Here is a 16,340-nt window from a genome sequence, read left to right as displayed (position 1 = left end):
AATTTTAAAAAAAGAAAATACACAAATTATGTGCATCATAGGTCATTACAATTAAAAGAAGGGCTTTACTGGTTAAGAGGTAGTTATAGAAAATTTTTGTATAAATATAAAGAATCTCATATTCAAAAACTATTAGAAAATAAACTGCATAAAAAATATTATTTGGTGCCTTTGCAAACACATAATGATGCTCAAATATTATTTCATTCTAAATATAATAATATTGAAGAGTTTATTACAGAGGTTATGGTTTCTTTTGCAAAGAATGCTGTATTAGATACATATTTAGTGATTAAACATCATCCTTTTGATAGAGGATATCGAGATTATACATTGTTTATAAATTCCTTATCGGACCAACTCAACATCAAAAAACGTGTCATTTATATTCATGACCAATACTTACCGTCATTACTCACCCATGCACTGGGGGTTGTAGTGGTGAACAGTACGGTGGGCATGTCAGCAGTTGAGACATTCTTGCCAGTGAAAGTTTGTGGTCAGGCGGTTTATAATTTGCCTAAAATTACGGTACAAGAAAATTTGGATGATTTTTGGATGACATGTTGTACGTGGCAGGCAGATAAAGAAAGAATACAAAAATTTCTTTTTTTCTTAACACATACAACGCAATTTAATGGTAGTTTTTACAAGCGTTTAGATGAATGCTCAAATCACACAGGAATAATTTGGAATGTTAAAGATTCTTCTTTAAGATTTAATGAGTTAGACCTTCATCAAAAGTTATAATATTTATATAGAGCTTTTAGTACAAATATAGGAAATAGAGGTAATGATATTACAGCCTGTTGTTCTTTCTGGTGGTTCGGGTACACGATTATGGCCACTTTCTCGTGAAAAACACCCTAAACAACTCTTAAACTTATTTGGTAATAAAACATTACTTCAAAATACAGTAGGGCGACTAAGTGGGTTAGAGCAAAAATTTGAAGAAATACTCTCTCCAGTTGTTGTTGGTAATTCAGAATATCAATTTATTGTTGAAAACCAATTAAAAAAAATTGGCGTTAAAGCGCATTTAATTCTAGAGCCAGTTTCTCGAAATACTGCTCCAGCGCTGACTGCTGCCGCGTTAAACAGCATCGAAAATAATCTAGATCCTATTTTATTGGTTATGCCAGCCGATCATATGATTTTAAATGTTCAGGCATTCCATGATGCTGTCGTAAAGGGCGCTGCTAAGGCAGAGAAGGGTGGGATCGTCTGTTTTGGTATTACACCAAATAGCCCTGAGGTTGGATTTGGCTATATCAAAACCATCGTAAGTGAAGATGGGATTCATTTGCTCGATCAATTTGTTGAAAAACCAGATGTTGAAACAGCGCAAGCGTATGTTGATTCTGGAAAATACTATTGGAATAGTGGTATTTTTCAGCTTAAAGCAAGTACGTGGCTTTCATTATTGAAAAAATTAAATCCAGAAATGCTATTGGCGTGTGAAAAAGCCTATGGATCTGCTCAGCACAAAGGGCGAGTGACAACTCTTCATGTCGAGAGTTTTGCTTCCTCACCAGATGACTCTATTGACTATGCCGTGATGGAGTCTTTAGGAAAATCTGGAAGTTTAGAAGTAGAAAGTTTTGTTGTTCCGTTTGATGTTGACTGGTCAGACGTAGGAAGCTGGGGCGCTGTTTGGGATATTAGTGAAAAAGATGCTCAGGGCAATGCCACCAAAGGGATTGGAAAAGCTGTATTTCAAACATCAAACAATAACTTGGTACACACGACACCAAAACGCTTGATTTCATTACTTGGGGTAGAAGATCTTGTTGTGATTGATACGGCTGATGCGTTGTTGATTGCAAACAAAAATAAAATTTCTGAAATGCGTTCTATGGTTAAAACCTTGAAAAAAGGCCATCCAGAAATTATGCAAACTGGGCGTAAAGTTGCACGACCATGGGGAACCTATGACTCGATTGACTCGGGTTCTAACTTCCAAGTTAAACGTATTGTGGTTAACCCAGGTGAGACTTTAAGTTTGCAAATGCATTACCACCGTGCGGAGCACTGGATTGTGGTGCGTGGTACAGGTCGTATCACGTGTGGCGATAAAGTGTTCTTACTTTCTGAAAACGAATCGACCTATATTCCAATGGGAGAAGTCCATCGTTTAGAAAACCCAGGCAAAATACCTTTAGAGGTCATTGAAGTACAGTCTGGGGAATATCTGGGTGAAGATGATATTGTCCGTTTTGAAGATTTTTATGGCAGATGCGATAATAAAGAAGCAACGGCAAAAGAGTAAAACCAAAGACCAACGCAAATTTAAACAAATTGGGTTTGCGCTTGGAGCTTTAAAGTTTATTCTATAGCGTTAATAAATTAGGTTTAGCTATCAGAGAGTATCCGTAGTTAGGCCTAATTTTTATTACTTAAATTATTTATTATGAATGTGTATAGCAAATTGAAAGGCTAGGTGCAAATGAAATCTGTCAACCAAATGTTGAAAAAAAAGCGTTTATCTTGGTCTTTCGTCATTATCGTCTTAGTTCCCTCCATAACATCGAGTGTTTATTTTGGTTTTGTTGCCTCTGATCGTTATGTTTCGGTGTCGAACTTTGTGGTTCGTAGCCCGCAAAAGTCAACGTCTGTTTCAGGTTTAACTGCTTTTTTACAAAGTTCAGGGTTTTCTCGTTCTCAAGATGATGCATATGTTGTTGATGACTATGTGATGTCGAGAGACGCAGTCAGCGAACTAGAAAAAACACTTGATTTAAGAAAAATCTATACACATCCAAACATTGACCTTTTTAGCCGTTTTAACCCGTTTGGGTTCGATAACAGCCTAGAAGGGCTGTATGAGTATTACCAAAATCGGGTAAAAGTAACTTTAGACACAACATCATCAATTTCAACTTTAGAAGTGCGTGCCTATAGTGCCAAAGAAGCTTACGAGCTGAACAATAAACTGATTAATATGGCGGAAGTTTTAGTTAATAGGTTAAACGAGCGTGGCCGTCGAGATTTGGTTGCAAATGCCGAAAAAGAAGTACAGGATGCGCAAAAAAGAGTGTCGGATATTTCTGCTCAGCTTGTGAACTATCGAAATAAAAATCAAATTTTTGATGTTGAGAAACAGGCAACAATTGATTTGCAATTGGCTTCAAAATTACAAGATCAGTTAATTATGGTTCAAACACAGCTTGCACAAGTACAGGCAGTGACGCCAGATAACCCGCAAATTGAAGTATTGACTGAACGAGAAAAGTCGATTAATGAACAAATTGCAAAAATTAAGCAAAATATGCTGGGCGGTTCAGATTCATCACTAAACCAAAAGTCGAAAGAATATGAACGTTTAACCGTAGAAAAAGACGTTGCAGTTAAGCAACTAGCAGCTGCCTTGGCAACTTTAGAGCAAAACAAAAATGAGGCAGAACGTAAACAGCTTTATTTGGAACGTATTGCTGAGCCAAATATGCCAGATTACCCAATCGAACCAAAACGAATCAAGAATATTATTTCGACCATTTTAATTTCATTAATTTTATGGGGAATTTATTCTTTACTTACTGCTGGCGTTAGAGAACATCAGGGGTAATGGCATATGGCAAAGCATTCATTTGCAAAAAGCCTAAAAATCCAGATACGGGTGATTGGCGCATTATTAATGCGTGAAGTACTCACCCGTTATGGTCGACATAATTTAGGTTTTTTATGGCTATTTTTAGAGCCTGCTGTTTTTACTTTAGGAATTGTTTTACTGTGGTCAATTACTAAACTACATGGAGGTAGTGTATCTATTGCTGCATTTGCTATTACAGGTTATTCCTATGTATTGATGTGGAGAAACGTGGCATCACGTTGTGCGCAGGCTGTTTCTCCTAATTTATCTCTTATGTATCATAGAAATGTTAGAGTTATTGATATATTTTTTGCAAGAATAATACTAGAAATTTCAGGTATCACCATTTCTTTCATTATGCTTTCAAGTATATTTATTATTACTGGTCTAATGCCGATGCCAGCGGATATTTTTCTCATGCTACAAGCATGGGGGTTGTTGATATTATTTGCTATAGGTTTGGGGATGGTCATTGGAGTAGTCTCTGAATTCTCTGAAGTTTTTGACCGAATTTGGCATACAATTAATTATCTTTTTTTTCCATTATCGGGCGCGCTTTTTTTTGTAGACTCATTACCAACAAGTGTACAAAAAATTGCTCTATATATTCCTCCCCTACATGCTATTGAAATGTTAAGACATGGATATTTTGGAAGTATTGTAAGAACTCATGAAGATCCTTTTTATTTGTTTGTATCATCAATAATACTTATTTTATTTGGATTATATGGGATATCTATATTGGGTCGAAAGGTAATACCAGAATGATAAAATTAACAAATGTATCGAAGCAATATAGAATTCATAGTGGATTACGTACAGTCATCGATAATATTAATTTTGAAATGAACGGTGACGATAAGGTTGGTTTTTTAGGTCGAAATGGTGCGGGTAAATCAACACTAATTCGTTTAATTAGTGGAGTAGAAAGACCTACCTCAGGGGATGTGGAAAGGAATGTTTCAGTTTCTTGGCCTTTGGCTTTTGGTGGCGCATTTCAAGGCACCTTGACTGGTATGGATAACTTGCGTTTTATTGCTCGTGTTTATGGTGCAGATATTCAGTATGTACGGGACTATGTACAGGACTTTGCCGAATTAGGTGCTTATTTATATGAGCCAGTAAAGGCTTACTCTGCGGGTATGCGCGCCCGCCTTGCATTTGCACTTTCTATGGCAATTGAGTTTGACTGTTTTTTAATTGATGAAATTATTTCCGTAGGGGATGCACGGTTTCATAGGAAATGTGAAGAAGAACTGTTTGAAAAACGTAAAGACCGAGGAATTATTTTAGTTTCACATGAAGTGCATAATATCCGAGAAAGATGTAACTCTGTGTGTGTATTAAACCATGGTAAGCTTACAAAATTTGATGATATCGATGAAGGGTATCATTTTTATAATAGTTTAATTTAAGTATGTTGAAACAAATTTTATCTAATCCTTTGTGTTATGGCTATTCAAAAATTTTGAAGCATTTGCCTTTAAAAGTTTCTCGTTCACTAGTCAATAAATTTGACAGTAATAATGTTAAAGCTAATCCAACTGTTGTTCCACAGTTATTGGTAGATGTCTCTGTGTTGGTACAGCACGATGCTGGAACAGGTATACAACGCGTAGTAAAAAAAACGTGGAAACAGTTAGAAATTTTACAAAGTAATGGCGCGTTGGGAACATATCAACTTAGGCCAGTGTATGCAACACGCAAAAATACTTTTAGGTATGTAAAGGGAAAACCTTCTAAGTATGATAAACATGTTGATGTGAATAAAGGGGATATTTTTTTAGGTCTGGACTGGTCTGCTCACCTTTTAACGGCAAATGAGTCTGTACTTTTAGAGTGGAAAAAGAAAGGTGTTCAGCTAAATTTTGTATTATATGACTTATTACCACAGACAAACTCTGGATGGTTTACTAAAGCTACAGTCATAAAGCATAGAAACTGGTTAAAAACATTAATGATTTATTCTGACCAAATTTTATCTATTTCTTATGATGTAGAAAATGAGGCAGAAAAATACTTTAGAAAGTTTTTACCTAAAAGTCTGTACCCTAAAATGAGTGTTATTCCTTTAGGTGCAGATTTTTATGCTGGTAATGATATAAAGCTGAATGTAAAGGAACAAGAAGATGTTTCAAAATTAGACAATAAAAAAATTGTGCTTATTGTTGGTACTGTTGAGCCAAGAAAAGGGCATATAGAGTTATTAAAAGCATTTGATAAAATATGGGATAAACAGCCAGAAATAAGTTTAGTTTTTGTAGGACAAGTTGGTTGGAATACACAAGAATTACAAAATTATATATTTAAACACCATAAATTGAATACTTCATTGTTTTGGTTTAATCAAGTCAGTGATGGCATGCTAAATGCTTTATATCAAAAAAGTGATTTGGTTGTGGTGGCATCCAAAGGAGAGGGGTATGGTTTACCTGTGGTTGAAGCATTGCAACATAGAAAAAAACTATTAGTGAGGGATTTGGCGGTTTTTAGAGAAATTGCCAAAAATCAGGCGTATTATTTTAAAAATGATGATCCAGAGATATTATCTGAACAGATTTTATCATTATTAATGTCCGATCAAAATGAAAGTTTGTTAGATTTAACTTGGTTACCACATTCTTGGAAAGATGCGAGTAATGAAATTTTAAAATTAATTTTGAGTTTAAAAAATTAGTAGATTATATATTTAAAACATTTTAAGTGTTTTGTTTGATAATCTGGTTTGGTACTAAAAATTACTCATAATTATAGTGTAAGTAATAATTTAAACATTATTTACACAAACTTGATCTATGATGAATAGATTAAACAGATGATTATCTGCTTCGAGTGCATATTGAAAGTGAACGGTTTCTTTGCTGGACTAATCTAGCTGGGAAGACCTTAAAAGCTAAATACCTGAATAATTTTACCTTGGTGGAATGCTATGAGTTTTATATCTTATGCACAAAATTTTGAAGATGTAATGTTATGGAGAGCCTTCAAGGAGGTTCAGGGCGGGTTTTATATAGACATAGGCGCACAGGATCCTATTGTAGACTCGGTAAGTAAAGCTTTTTATGAGAAAGGTTGGCGGGGCGTTCATGTTGAGGCTTTACCCGAATATGTTAAAGCTTTAAAAAAAGACCGTCCGGATGAACAAGTTTTACATTATGCAGTTTGTGACGAGAAAATAGATAAAATTGATTTTTATCAGATTTCAAATACGGGGATTTCTACAGGAGACCCTGATATTGCAGCAGTACACAAACAAAATGGTTTTAAAGTCAGAAAAATACAAGTACCTTGTATTCAGTTAAGTACTGTTTTTGATATTGCTGGTAATAAAGAAATACATTGGTTAAAAATTGATGTTGAAGGCATGGAACGCAATGTTTTGAGTAGTTGGGGAGAGCATGTAGCACGGCCTCAGGTGGTTGTAGTCGAGTCAACGGTTCCTCTTACTCAAATAGATACTAGTTCTGAATGGAAACATTTGTTAACAGAGCGTGATTATCAAGAGGTTTATTTTGATGGTTTAAATCGCTTTTTTTTACATAAAAAAGCTCGTAAATTAAAACCAGTGTTTAAAACACCACCTAATGTTTTTGATGATTTTAGCCTCTCAGGCACAGCAAATTCTTCATTCTCTTTATTTTTAAATCAGAAGATAGTTGATTTAGAAAGTCAAATAGATGAATTAAAAAAATACTGAGGACGTAATGGATAAACTATTTTTTTAATTGATACTATGAAATAATAAATTTACATAGATGTAGGGTGTTTTAATGAAGTATATAAGAAGTATTGATGACTTAATAGGCTTAAATGGTGTTGAGTTTATTAAATCAGTATATTTATTTTTTTTAGGTCGATCTCCAGATGAAGTTGGTCTTGCCTTTTATATGGCGAGGTTAAAACAAGGATATAGCAAGAATCATATCTTAACTGATATTATTAATAGTAAAGAAGCACAAGATAAAATAAATCAAGTGGCTGGAGGAGCTATTATAAAATCTGAATCTAAATTAATAAAAAGATTTTTAAGATGGATTTTAAGCCCATTTACACAAAAGCCATGTACTATAAGTCGTTTGGAGTTTCAGTTATATGAGTTAAAAACTCTGATTGATGAAAAAGTATATGCACAAAATTATATGCAGATAAATAATACAGATGCAGATTATAATAAGATATCAAAACAGTCTAAGTTTTTTCTAATGCAAAAAATGAATACTGATTCTGTTAAAGATATTTTGTTAGGATTTCAAAAAGATTTTGATTTGGAGTAAATATGAAAATTGTTATTGATTTGCAAAGTAATCAATCTGGTAGTAGATTAGGGGGGATAGGTCGATATTCTTTTGAATTAACAAAAGCTCTTATTACTAATTATTCAGATGTTCATGATTTTTGGATATTGTTAAATTCTTCTTATTCATCATTAGATAATCAAATTAGGGATGATTTTGCTAATATATTACCTGTTGATAGAATTGTAAATTTTCAAAATTTTTCAGACATTGCTTATTCAAAAAGATACAAGTCTAAAATTGAGTTATCTGAAATCCTTCGTGAGGATTTTATTAATCTAATAAATCCTGATATTTTACTAATAACAAGTTTTATAGAAGGGTTAAATGAAGATGTTGTTGGTTCTGTGGGAAGAATATTTCCAGCAGATAGAACTGTAATGATATGGTATGATTTAATACCTTATGTACAAGCCGATAAATATTTATCGAGTAAAGTTGCATATTCGTATTATATGCATAAAATTAAACAAGTAAAAGAAGCAGCTGGGTTGTTGGCAATTTCAGACTTTACTAGATCAGAGGTGGTATCTCTTTTAGATATTAACTCTAATAAGGTCGTGAATATATCATCGGCCGCAGATAGTAAATTTAGTACTATCGATATTCCAGAAGACCAAATCAAAAGAATTAAAAAAACATATAAAATAAAGAATAAATTCCTTATGTATACTGGTAGTTTTGATTCTAGGAAAAATCATAAAGGTTTAATAAAAGCTTACAGTTTGATACCTAAAAATATTCGTACTCAATATCAATTAGTAATAGTTGGGAATGGTTCAGATAATATTTATAAAGAATTGAGAGATGTTGGTAAGAATGCTGGTCTAAATGATGATGAAATTATTTTTGCTGGCAGAGTATTAGATGCTGATCTTGTTCCATTGTATAGAATGTGTTCATTATTTGTATTCCCTTCTTTATGGGAAGGATTTGGATTACCTGTATTAGAAGCAATGTCATGTGGAATACCTGTTATAGGTTCTAATACAACAAGTATACCTGAAGTTCTAGGTTTAGAAGATGCTCTATTTGATCCAAATTCAGTTGATGATATGGCGAATTTAATGATCAAATGTCTTACTAACTCAAAATTCTCGGAAAAACTAGTAAAGCATGGTTTAGAACAAGCCAAAAAATTTTCATGGGATGCAAGTGCTGATAAAGCTGTAGAATTATTTAAAGCTATTGAAAAGAGTGCTAAGCCTAAGGATTCTACTGATGTAAGCCCTAATGTTATTCAGCATATCAAAAAATATAAAGAAAAATTCAATGCTGTAAATGATTTTAATAAGTTAGATGGTAAAATTATAGAGAGCTTAACTTTAAAATTTTTATCAAATTATGATTATCTTAATATAAATGGTCTGCCTAAATTAGGTTGGGTTTCTACTTGGAATACACGTTGTGGTATAGCAGAATATTCTGCTCATTTATTAAAAGAGTTTCAGAGTAATAATATTACAATTTTTGCACCTGAATCTAATGATATTTTAAATGTCGATGGAGAAAATGTAATTAGATGTTGGAATCAAGGAGGTGGAGCACTAAATAATTTAAATTTAGAAATTGAAAAAAATCAGATAGAAGCTCTAGTTATACAATTCAACTATGGGTTCTTTGATTTTGTAGAACTTCGTAATTTATTGATAAGTTTATTTGCCAAAGGAATTAATGTTTATTTATTCTTCCATGCAACACAAGATCCTAGTAAAGATAAAAAGATTGCTCAATTAGCACCATTTTTAAGTGAATGTTCTGCTCTACTATGTCACAACATGAAAGATGTTGAACGATTAAATGACTTAGGTTTGTATGATAATGTTTACTTAATTCCTCTTGGGATGGCAGATGTTAATTCAGTAGATGTTGAATTCAATAAGCAAAATAAGTTTGTTATAGCAAGTTATGGATTTGCATTGCCAAGTAAAGGGCTAGAGCAACTAGTTGATGCATTTATTGAAATTAAAAATAGGTACTCTAATATAAATTTTCATTTGTTAATGGTTAATGCTGAGTATCCAGATCCTATATCTTCAGTATTAATTCATAAATTAAAAACTAAAATATATGAAAATTCATTAGAGAATAATGTAACTTTTATTACAGATTTTCTGGCAGATGAAATTAGTTTGGGATATTTAGAAAAGGCAGATGTAATCGTATATCCATATCAAAAAACTGGCGAGTCAGCTAGTGCTGCTGTTCGTTTGGGATTATTAGCTGATGCTCCTGTTGTAGTGACCCCAAGTGCAATATTCGATGATTTAGGCGATTCAGTTTTTAGATGTTCTGGTTTTAATTATATAGATGTAGCTAATGGTATTGAAAAGTTTTTACCAATGAAACCTTTTACTGAAATAAAGACTAGTCTTGAAAAGAATAGAAAATTATGGTGTAAAGCTCATTCATACAAGGCAATTTCTCGGGTTATAGAACGTACCATTTCTAAAATTGATACAAATGAGGATAAATTAAAATTTCCAGTAGAATATGATGTTGCTATGAATAAAGGTTTAACTTTTGAGGCTGCATCAACTGATTTAAGAACTATATGTGGAACTCGGGAAAATGGAAAAATTGTTGCTGAACATAAAGGTGGAAATTTGTTGCATGGACCTTATGTTTCAATAAGTCAAGGAAATTATTTATTGTCTATCTATGGAAAAATAGCAAGTGGGGAGCAATCATATCCATTTGTTAAGATCCTAGCGCAAGGAGGGGCTGTTGAGCTAGGTTTGGAGAAAATGAATAATAATGACGATTTATTATGTGCCATCCCATTTGAAGTCGGTGAAAATGGTTTTATGGATGTGGAAGTACAAATAAATATTGATGATGGTTTTAATGGCTTTATATCTTGTGTGGATTTTAAACCATTAAGTTAAGTGTAAGTGGAAATTGATTTTAATTTAACATTAATGAGGTTTTTTGTGAAAAAAGCAATTGTTACAGGTATTACAGGCCAAGATGGCGCATATTTAGCAGAATTATTGTTAAATAAAGGCTATGAAGTGTATGGAACATACCGTCGTACAAGTTCTGTGAACTTTTGGCGTATTGAAGAGTTAGGAATTGAAAAACATCCTAACTTACATTTAGTTGAATATGATTTAACAGACCAAGCTGCAAGCGTACATCTTGTTGCTCGTATTCAACCAGATGAAATTTATAACTTAGCTGCACAAAGCTTTGTTGGCGTGTCATTTGAACAACCTTTGGCGACAGCGCATATCACAGGATTAGGTGCTGCTCATTTGTTAGAAGCGATTCGCATCATTAATCCTAAAATTCGTTTCTATCAAGCATCGACTTCAGAAATGTTTGGTTTGGTTCAAGAAGTACCTCAAACAGAAAGAACACCATTTTACCCACGTAGCCCATACGGTGTAGCAAAATTATATGCGCATTGGCTTACTGTGAACTATCGTGAATCATATGGTATTTTTGGTAGCAGTGGTATTTTATTTAACCATGAATCACCTTTACGTGGTCGTGAGTTTGTGACACGTAAAATTACCGATTCTGTTGCGAAAATTAAATTAGGTAAATTGGATTGCCTTGAATTAGGTAATTTAGATGCAAAACGAGATTGGGGTTTTGCTAAAGAATATGTCGAAGGCATGTATTTAATGCTGCAAGCAGATGAGCCTGATACTTTTGTTTTGGCAACAAATCGTACAGAAACAGTACGTGATTTTGTTCGCTTAGCATTTAAAGCTGCTGATATTACTGTTGAATTCCAAGGAAAAGAGGAAAACGAAATTGCGATTGATGTTGCTACAGGTAAAACTGTTATGCGCGTTAATCCTAAGTTCTATCGTCCAGCAGAAGTTGATTTATTGATTGGTAATCCTGAACATGCAAAAGAAAAATTAGGTTGGCAGCCTAATACAAGTTTAGAAGAGTTGTGCCAAATGATGGTCGAAGCAGATTTACGCCGTAATAAAGCTGGTTTCTCTTTCTGAGTAAAAAAATGAAAAAAATTGTTCTGTTAACTGGTGGTACTGGTTTTACGGGTCAATACGTTAAAGCAGCTCTGGAGCGATTACAGCTCCAGGTTGTTTGTATGACGACTCATGAACCCAAAAGTACAAATGAAGTATATGGAAATCTACTGGATCAAGAGTCACTTATTAAATTAGTTGAAACAGTTCAGCCAGATTACGTTATACATCTTGCAGCAATTGCTTTTGTTGGGCATGCCAATGATAGTGATTTTTATAGAACGAATGTAATTGGTACACTGAATTTATTAAATGCAATAGTTCTAGTTAAGCCAAATATTGAAAAAGTTATTTTGGCAAGCAGTGCTAATGTTTATGGAAATCCAAAAACTAATCCTGTTTCTGAAATGGTAACACCTGCACCGATTAATCATTATGCAATGAGTAAGTTATCTATGGAGACTCTTGCTCAAAATATTTATAGTGATCGCCTGCCTCTATTAATTGTCAGACCTTTTAATTATACAGGTCGTGGACAAACAATTAATTTTCTCGTACCAAAGATAGTTGAGCATTTTCATAAAAAGGCAAAAAAAATCTCTTTAGGAAATCTCGATGTCACACGTGAATTTAATGATGTAAGGGATATTGCACAGTGCTATGCGGGTTTACTGTTAAGTGAAGCACAGGGCGAAATAGTAAATTTGTGTAGTGGATATGGTTATACATTAAATAACTTGTTAGAATCATGTGCCGAATTAACAGGTCATCAACTCGTTGTAGAGGTTGATGCTAAATTAGTTCGCCCAAATGAATTGCGTGTGCTGACTGGTGATCCAAATCATCTTTTGTCTCTTGTGCCATCGCTACAATTCACTCCACTAAAAGAAACATTAAGTTGGATGTTACAGGAATAGTGTAGACTAAATTATCATGACGCAATCAACTTCGAAATTTAAAGTTTTAATACTTTGTTTAGGTTTGGTTATTCAAACCGCATGTACATCATCGTTCATTCCTGGCTCTGGTCCTTCCAACAGTGAAATTATTAAATCCCAATCGATTCCCGATAATATTCCTGTTTTAGATATCAATGCTCAAAACATTCAGGGGCTATCTGGTGGTTTTAAAAACGCACCAGATTTGGGACTTTGGCAAAAAGCTAAGCCAAACCTAAAATTAGGTGCGGGTGATGTCATCCAGATTTCGATGTGGGAAGCGCCTCCTGCGGTTTTATTTGGTTCTGCTGGTGTGGGTTCATCTTCAGACTCAATTGGGATTTCGGGCGGTATTTTAAATCTGCCAGAACAAATCGTGAGTAGTCAGGGATATATCGTTGTTCCTTTTGTTGGAAAGGTTCGTGCGACAGGGCGTTCTTTAACCGATATTGAAGATATGATTCGTGGTCATTTATCAAAAATTGCCAATAAGCCTCAAGTTATTGCGCGTTTAGTACAAAATAATCATAACTCTATCTCCATTATTAGCGATGGTCGTTCATTAACCTTGCCTTTGACACCAAAGGGCGAACGACTAATTGATGTATTACCAAATGTTGTCGATATTAAAAAGATAAAAAGTACCAGTCTGCTGGTGAGTCGTGGTGGAAATAGAATCACGGTTAGAGCATCAGATTTATCTAGACAGGATCTTTTGAACTTCTATTTATACCCAGGTGATACAGTTCGAGTTTTACAAGACCCGTACACCATTTCTGTGTTGGGTGCGTCTAACGCCAATACCACTGTTCCTTTTGGTGATGAAGGTTTGACACTTGCTGAAGCGATTGCCAAAACAGCTGGTTTAAATGATTATCGTGCAGATCCGAAAGGGGTGTTCGTTTTCCGTAAAAATGCAAGTATTGATGAGGCTTCGTCTGTACAGGCTGTCGGCCAACCAATCATTTATCGTTTAGATTTAACCAAGCCAGATGCAATGGCGATGGTTCAACGCTTTACTTTAAAAGATAAAGATATTTTATATGTTTCAAATGCTTCTGGTACAGAATTGCAAAAATTCTTGAGTATTATTGGTTCTATCACTAGCCCTGTGGCGAATACCAAAGCAGTTACTCAGTAAATAGAAGTGTTATGCAAAAGCCTGTTTTAATAGATGTTACTCGTTTACTTTTACGTATTATCAAAGGTAAAAATGCAACGGGAGTAGACCGTGTATGTCTGGCATATATAGATTATTTTTCTAAAAATGCGCAGGCGATTCTTGCATGGAAGTCAAAAGTTACAGTTTTGGATAAAAAAACTTCGGAGCGGTTATTTTATCTGTTGTTGAATAATCCAAAACAAAAGTCGAGAAATTTCTGGATTCATACTTTAGTGAAAAGTATGTTTCTTACTCCAAATCATTTGGGGAATTATGAAGGGTGTTTTTATTTTAACATTAATCATAAGGGCTTAGAGTCCGAAGAATATATCAACAAGATTCTTCGTCTCAAACTCATTCCTATATTTTTTATTCATGACCTGATTCCGATTACACATCCTGAGTTTTGCCGAGCAGCAGAAAAAGATTTGCATGTAAAACGGATGTTGAATGTGCTTCGGGCGGATGGCGGGATTTTAGTCAATTCTGCATTTACCCAACAGCAACTTGCAGCGTTTGCCGAGCAAAACCAGATGGCTTTGCCGCCAACCGAGGTGGCTTGGTTAAGTTGTAAGTTTTTAACTCAACAGTCCCAAAGTCAGCCAGATGAAGATTTTATAAAAAATCTTGGGCAAAATTATTTTGTCATGCTGAGTACTATTGAGCCTCGAAAAAATCATCTAACTATCTTGCATATTTGGCGAGAGCTTTTTGAAAAATATAAAGCGCAAACGCCTAAACTGGTTCTGATTGGTCAACGAGGTTGGGAATGTGAACAAGTGATAGACTTGCTGGAACGCAGTCCTGCAATTCGACAGTGTCTGGTGGAAATTCCGTCTGCATCTGATAGCCGAATTGTGGATGTGTTAAAGAATGCCCGCGCATTGCTTTTCCCAAGTTATGTCGAAGGGTATGGGTTGCCACTGGTCGAGGCGCTTTATTTGGGTGTACCTGTGTTGGCAAGTGATATTGAGGTGTTTAATGAAATCGGGCAGCAGATTCCCGAGTTTATTCACCCAATAGATGGTGTTTCATGGATGTCTTATATTGAAGATTATATGCAGCCAACATCTGAAAAAAGAGCATTGCAGTTAAAGCGTTTAGCGCATTATCAACATTGGGAATGGTTACAACATTTTGAATGTGTTGATGTGCTCATGCAGAAATTGGAACAGGCGAAGAAATGAGTCTATGAACGATATGATAGATTGGTCGACTATACATCAAGCATATGTATATGGTTTTTCATATCGGAAATTTCTGATTCTTAAAAAATTTATACCCAATATCAAGTTAAAAAGAGTAGCCAAGCTTTCAGAGATCCCTATGCAGTCTGTCATTATTGTATGGGGGATGGTGCCATTAACAGGTTTTGAAGAAAAGCATTGCACACTTGTGCGGGTAGAGGATGGTTTTTTACGTTCGATAGGGCTAGGCGCTGCTCTAACACAACCAGTTTCTTGGGTGTTTGATGACTGTGGGATGTATTTTAATACGCAACAGGTTTCCCGATTAGAAAAAATTTTAAATGGTTCGTTGTGGAGTCGAGAGCTATTGACCCGTGCTGCACAAATCCAGACAGATTTAATTCAAAACAAGTTAAGCAAATATAATTTACTGAATGTGCAGGTGGATTTTCCTGATATTTCGGATCGGAAAAAAATACTAGTCATTGGTCAGGTTGAGGGAGATGCCTCGCTGGAATATGGTTCTCCTGTTATTAAGAAAAATATTGAATTACTTGAAACGGTATATAAAGCTAATTCGCAAGATTACATTTTATATCGACCTCATCCCGATGTTGTGTCAGGCTGGCGAGCAGACAGTCTAGCGTATGATCAGGCAAGTTTATTGTGTAATAAGATTAGTACAGAGGGGAGTATTCTTGACTGGATTGAGTGGGCAGATGAAATTCATGTTATGACATCTTTAACAGGCTTTGAGGCTTTAATTAGAGGCAAAGACGTTTATTGTTATGGTTTGCCATTTTATTCAGGTTGGGGACTAACACGTGATTATATTGAATCTCCTCGACTTAAAAGAACATTGACATTATTGGAGTTAATAGCAGGTACTTTAATTATATATCCATCTTATAAATCCATTATAACCAATAAGAGTGTGATGGATTATACCGTTGAAGATGCAATAATGGAGTTATCGATGATGAAGCCTAAAAAAGAATCATTGTTGATGAGTATGCTGAAACCTTTCTTAAAAAGAAAATAATTTACAGGCTCTCAATTGGGTACTTACACAATTGGACTGCTATGTTGATAGCTATTAATGTGGTTCCGTTAATTAGACCACTCAATTCAGTTTTATAAGTGATAAATCCGCTCTAAATATTTAAATTATGCTGCCATTACTTTTAGTAAATGTTGATCATAAAATTCATTCGGTGTGGCC

Annotated in this window: 14 protein-coding genes; all 14 read left to right on the top strand. The window is 34.5% G+C overall.

Annotated elements, in window-relative coordinates; translation table 11 throughout:
* Nucleotides 1–750: capsular polysaccharide export protein, LipB/KpsS family (locus tag GBN19_RS12510; RefSeq protein WP_446053816.1), on the top strand; the 750-nt coding region annotated here is incomplete at its 5' end.
* Nucleotides 751–793: 43 nt separating this feature from the next.
* Entirely contained in the window at nucleotides 794–2,269 is a 1,476-nt protein-coding gene (locus tag GBN19_RS12505; protein ID WP_151778381.1) for a mannose-1-phosphate guanylyltransferase/mannose-6-phosphate isomerase, read from the top strand.
* Nucleotides 2,270–2,446: 177 nt separating this feature from the next.
* Entirely contained in the window at nucleotides 2,447–3,565 is a 1,119-nt protein-coding gene (locus tag GBN19_RS12500) for a hypothetical protein (RefSeq protein ID WP_151778380.1), read from the top strand.
* A 6-nt stretch (nucleotides 3,566–3,571) separates the two neighbouring features.
* Entirely contained in the window at nucleotides 3,572–4,357 is a 786-nt protein-coding gene (locus GBN19_RS12495) for an ABC transporter permease (RefSeq protein ID WP_151778379.1), read from the top strand.
* A complete protein-coding gene (locus tag GBN19_RS12490) occupies nucleotides 4,354–5,004 on the top strand; it encodes an ABC transporter ATP-binding protein (RefSeq protein WP_151778378.1) in 651 nt (216 codons plus the stop codon). The genes GBN19_RS12495 and GBN19_RS12490 overlap by 4 nt, the downstream gene beginning before the upstream one ends.
* Nucleotides 5,005–5,006: 2 nt before the next feature.
* Nucleotides 5,007–6,266 (top strand): glycosyltransferase family 4 protein, encoded by a 1,260-nt coding sequence (locus GBN19_RS12485; protein ID WP_151778377.1) that lies wholly within the window; start codon nucleotides 5,007–5,009, stop codon nucleotides 6,264–6,266.
* A gap of 252 nt (nucleotides 6,267–6,518) precedes the next feature.
* Entirely contained in the window at nucleotides 6,519–7,286 is a 768-nt protein-coding gene (locus GBN19_RS12480; protein ID WP_151778376.1) for an FkbM family methyltransferase, read from the top strand.
* 73 nt (nucleotides 7,287–7,359) lie between these two features.
* The gene (locus GBN19_RS12475; RefSeq protein WP_151778375.1) at nucleotides 7,360–7,863 is read left to right on the top strand and encodes a DUF4214 domain-containing protein; all 504 of its coding nucleotides are present in this window, start codon (nucleotides 7,360–7,362) and stop codon (nucleotides 7,861–7,863) included.
* Between the two features lie 2 nt (nucleotides 7,864–7,865).
* Nucleotides 7,866–10,772 carry a glycosyltransferase gene (locus GBN19_RS12470; RefSeq protein ID WP_151778374.1) on the top strand — a complete coding sequence of 969 codons (2,907 nt, stop codon included), beginning with the start codon at nucleotides 7,866–7,868 and terminating at the stop codon, nucleotides 10,770–10,772.
* A 45-nt stretch (nucleotides 10,773–10,817) separates the two neighbouring features.
* A complete protein-coding gene (gene gmd, locus GBN19_RS12465) occupies nucleotides 10,818–11,852 on the top strand; it encodes a GDP-mannose 4,6-dehydratase (protein ID WP_151778373.1) in 1,035 nt (344 codons plus the stop codon).
* An 8-nt stretch (nucleotides 11,853–11,860) separates the two neighbouring features.
* Nucleotides 11,861–12,748 carry an NAD-dependent epimerase/dehydratase family protein gene (locus GBN19_RS12460; RefSeq protein ID WP_151778372.1) on the top strand — a complete coding sequence of 296 codons (888 nt, stop codon included), beginning with the start codon at nucleotides 11,861–11,863 and terminating at the stop codon, nucleotides 12,746–12,748.
* Nucleotides 12,749–12,764: 16 nt separating this feature from the next.
* A complete protein-coding gene (locus GBN19_RS12455; RefSeq protein ID WP_151778371.1) occupies nucleotides 12,765–13,910 on the top strand; it encodes a polysaccharide biosynthesis/export family protein in 1,146 nt (381 codons plus the stop codon).
* Nucleotides 13,911–13,921: 11 nt separating this feature from the next.
* Nucleotides 13,922–15,118, top strand: a complete 1,197-nt coding sequence (locus GBN19_RS12450; RefSeq protein ID WP_151778370.1) for a glycosyltransferase family 4 protein — start codon at nucleotides 13,922–13,924, stop codon at nucleotides 15,116–15,118.
* 4 nt (nucleotides 15,119–15,122) lie between these two features.
* Nucleotides 15,123–16,160 carry a capsular polysaccharide export protein, LipB/KpsS family gene (locus tag GBN19_RS12445; protein WP_171492655.1) on the top strand — a complete coding sequence of 346 codons (1,038 nt, stop codon included), beginning with the start codon at nucleotides 15,123–15,125 and terminating at the stop codon, nucleotides 16,158–16,160.
* Nucleotides 16,161–16,340 lie beyond the last annotated feature (180 nt).

It is taken from the genome of Acinetobacter brisouii (genome assembly GCF_008993995.1).
GTDB lineage: Bacteria > Pseudomonadota > Gammaproteobacteria > Pseudomonadales > Moraxellaceae > Acinetobacter > Acinetobacter brisouii_A.
The sequence above is the reverse complement of the archived record's forward strand: the minus strand, read 5'-3'. Positions and strand labels throughout refer to the sequence as shown.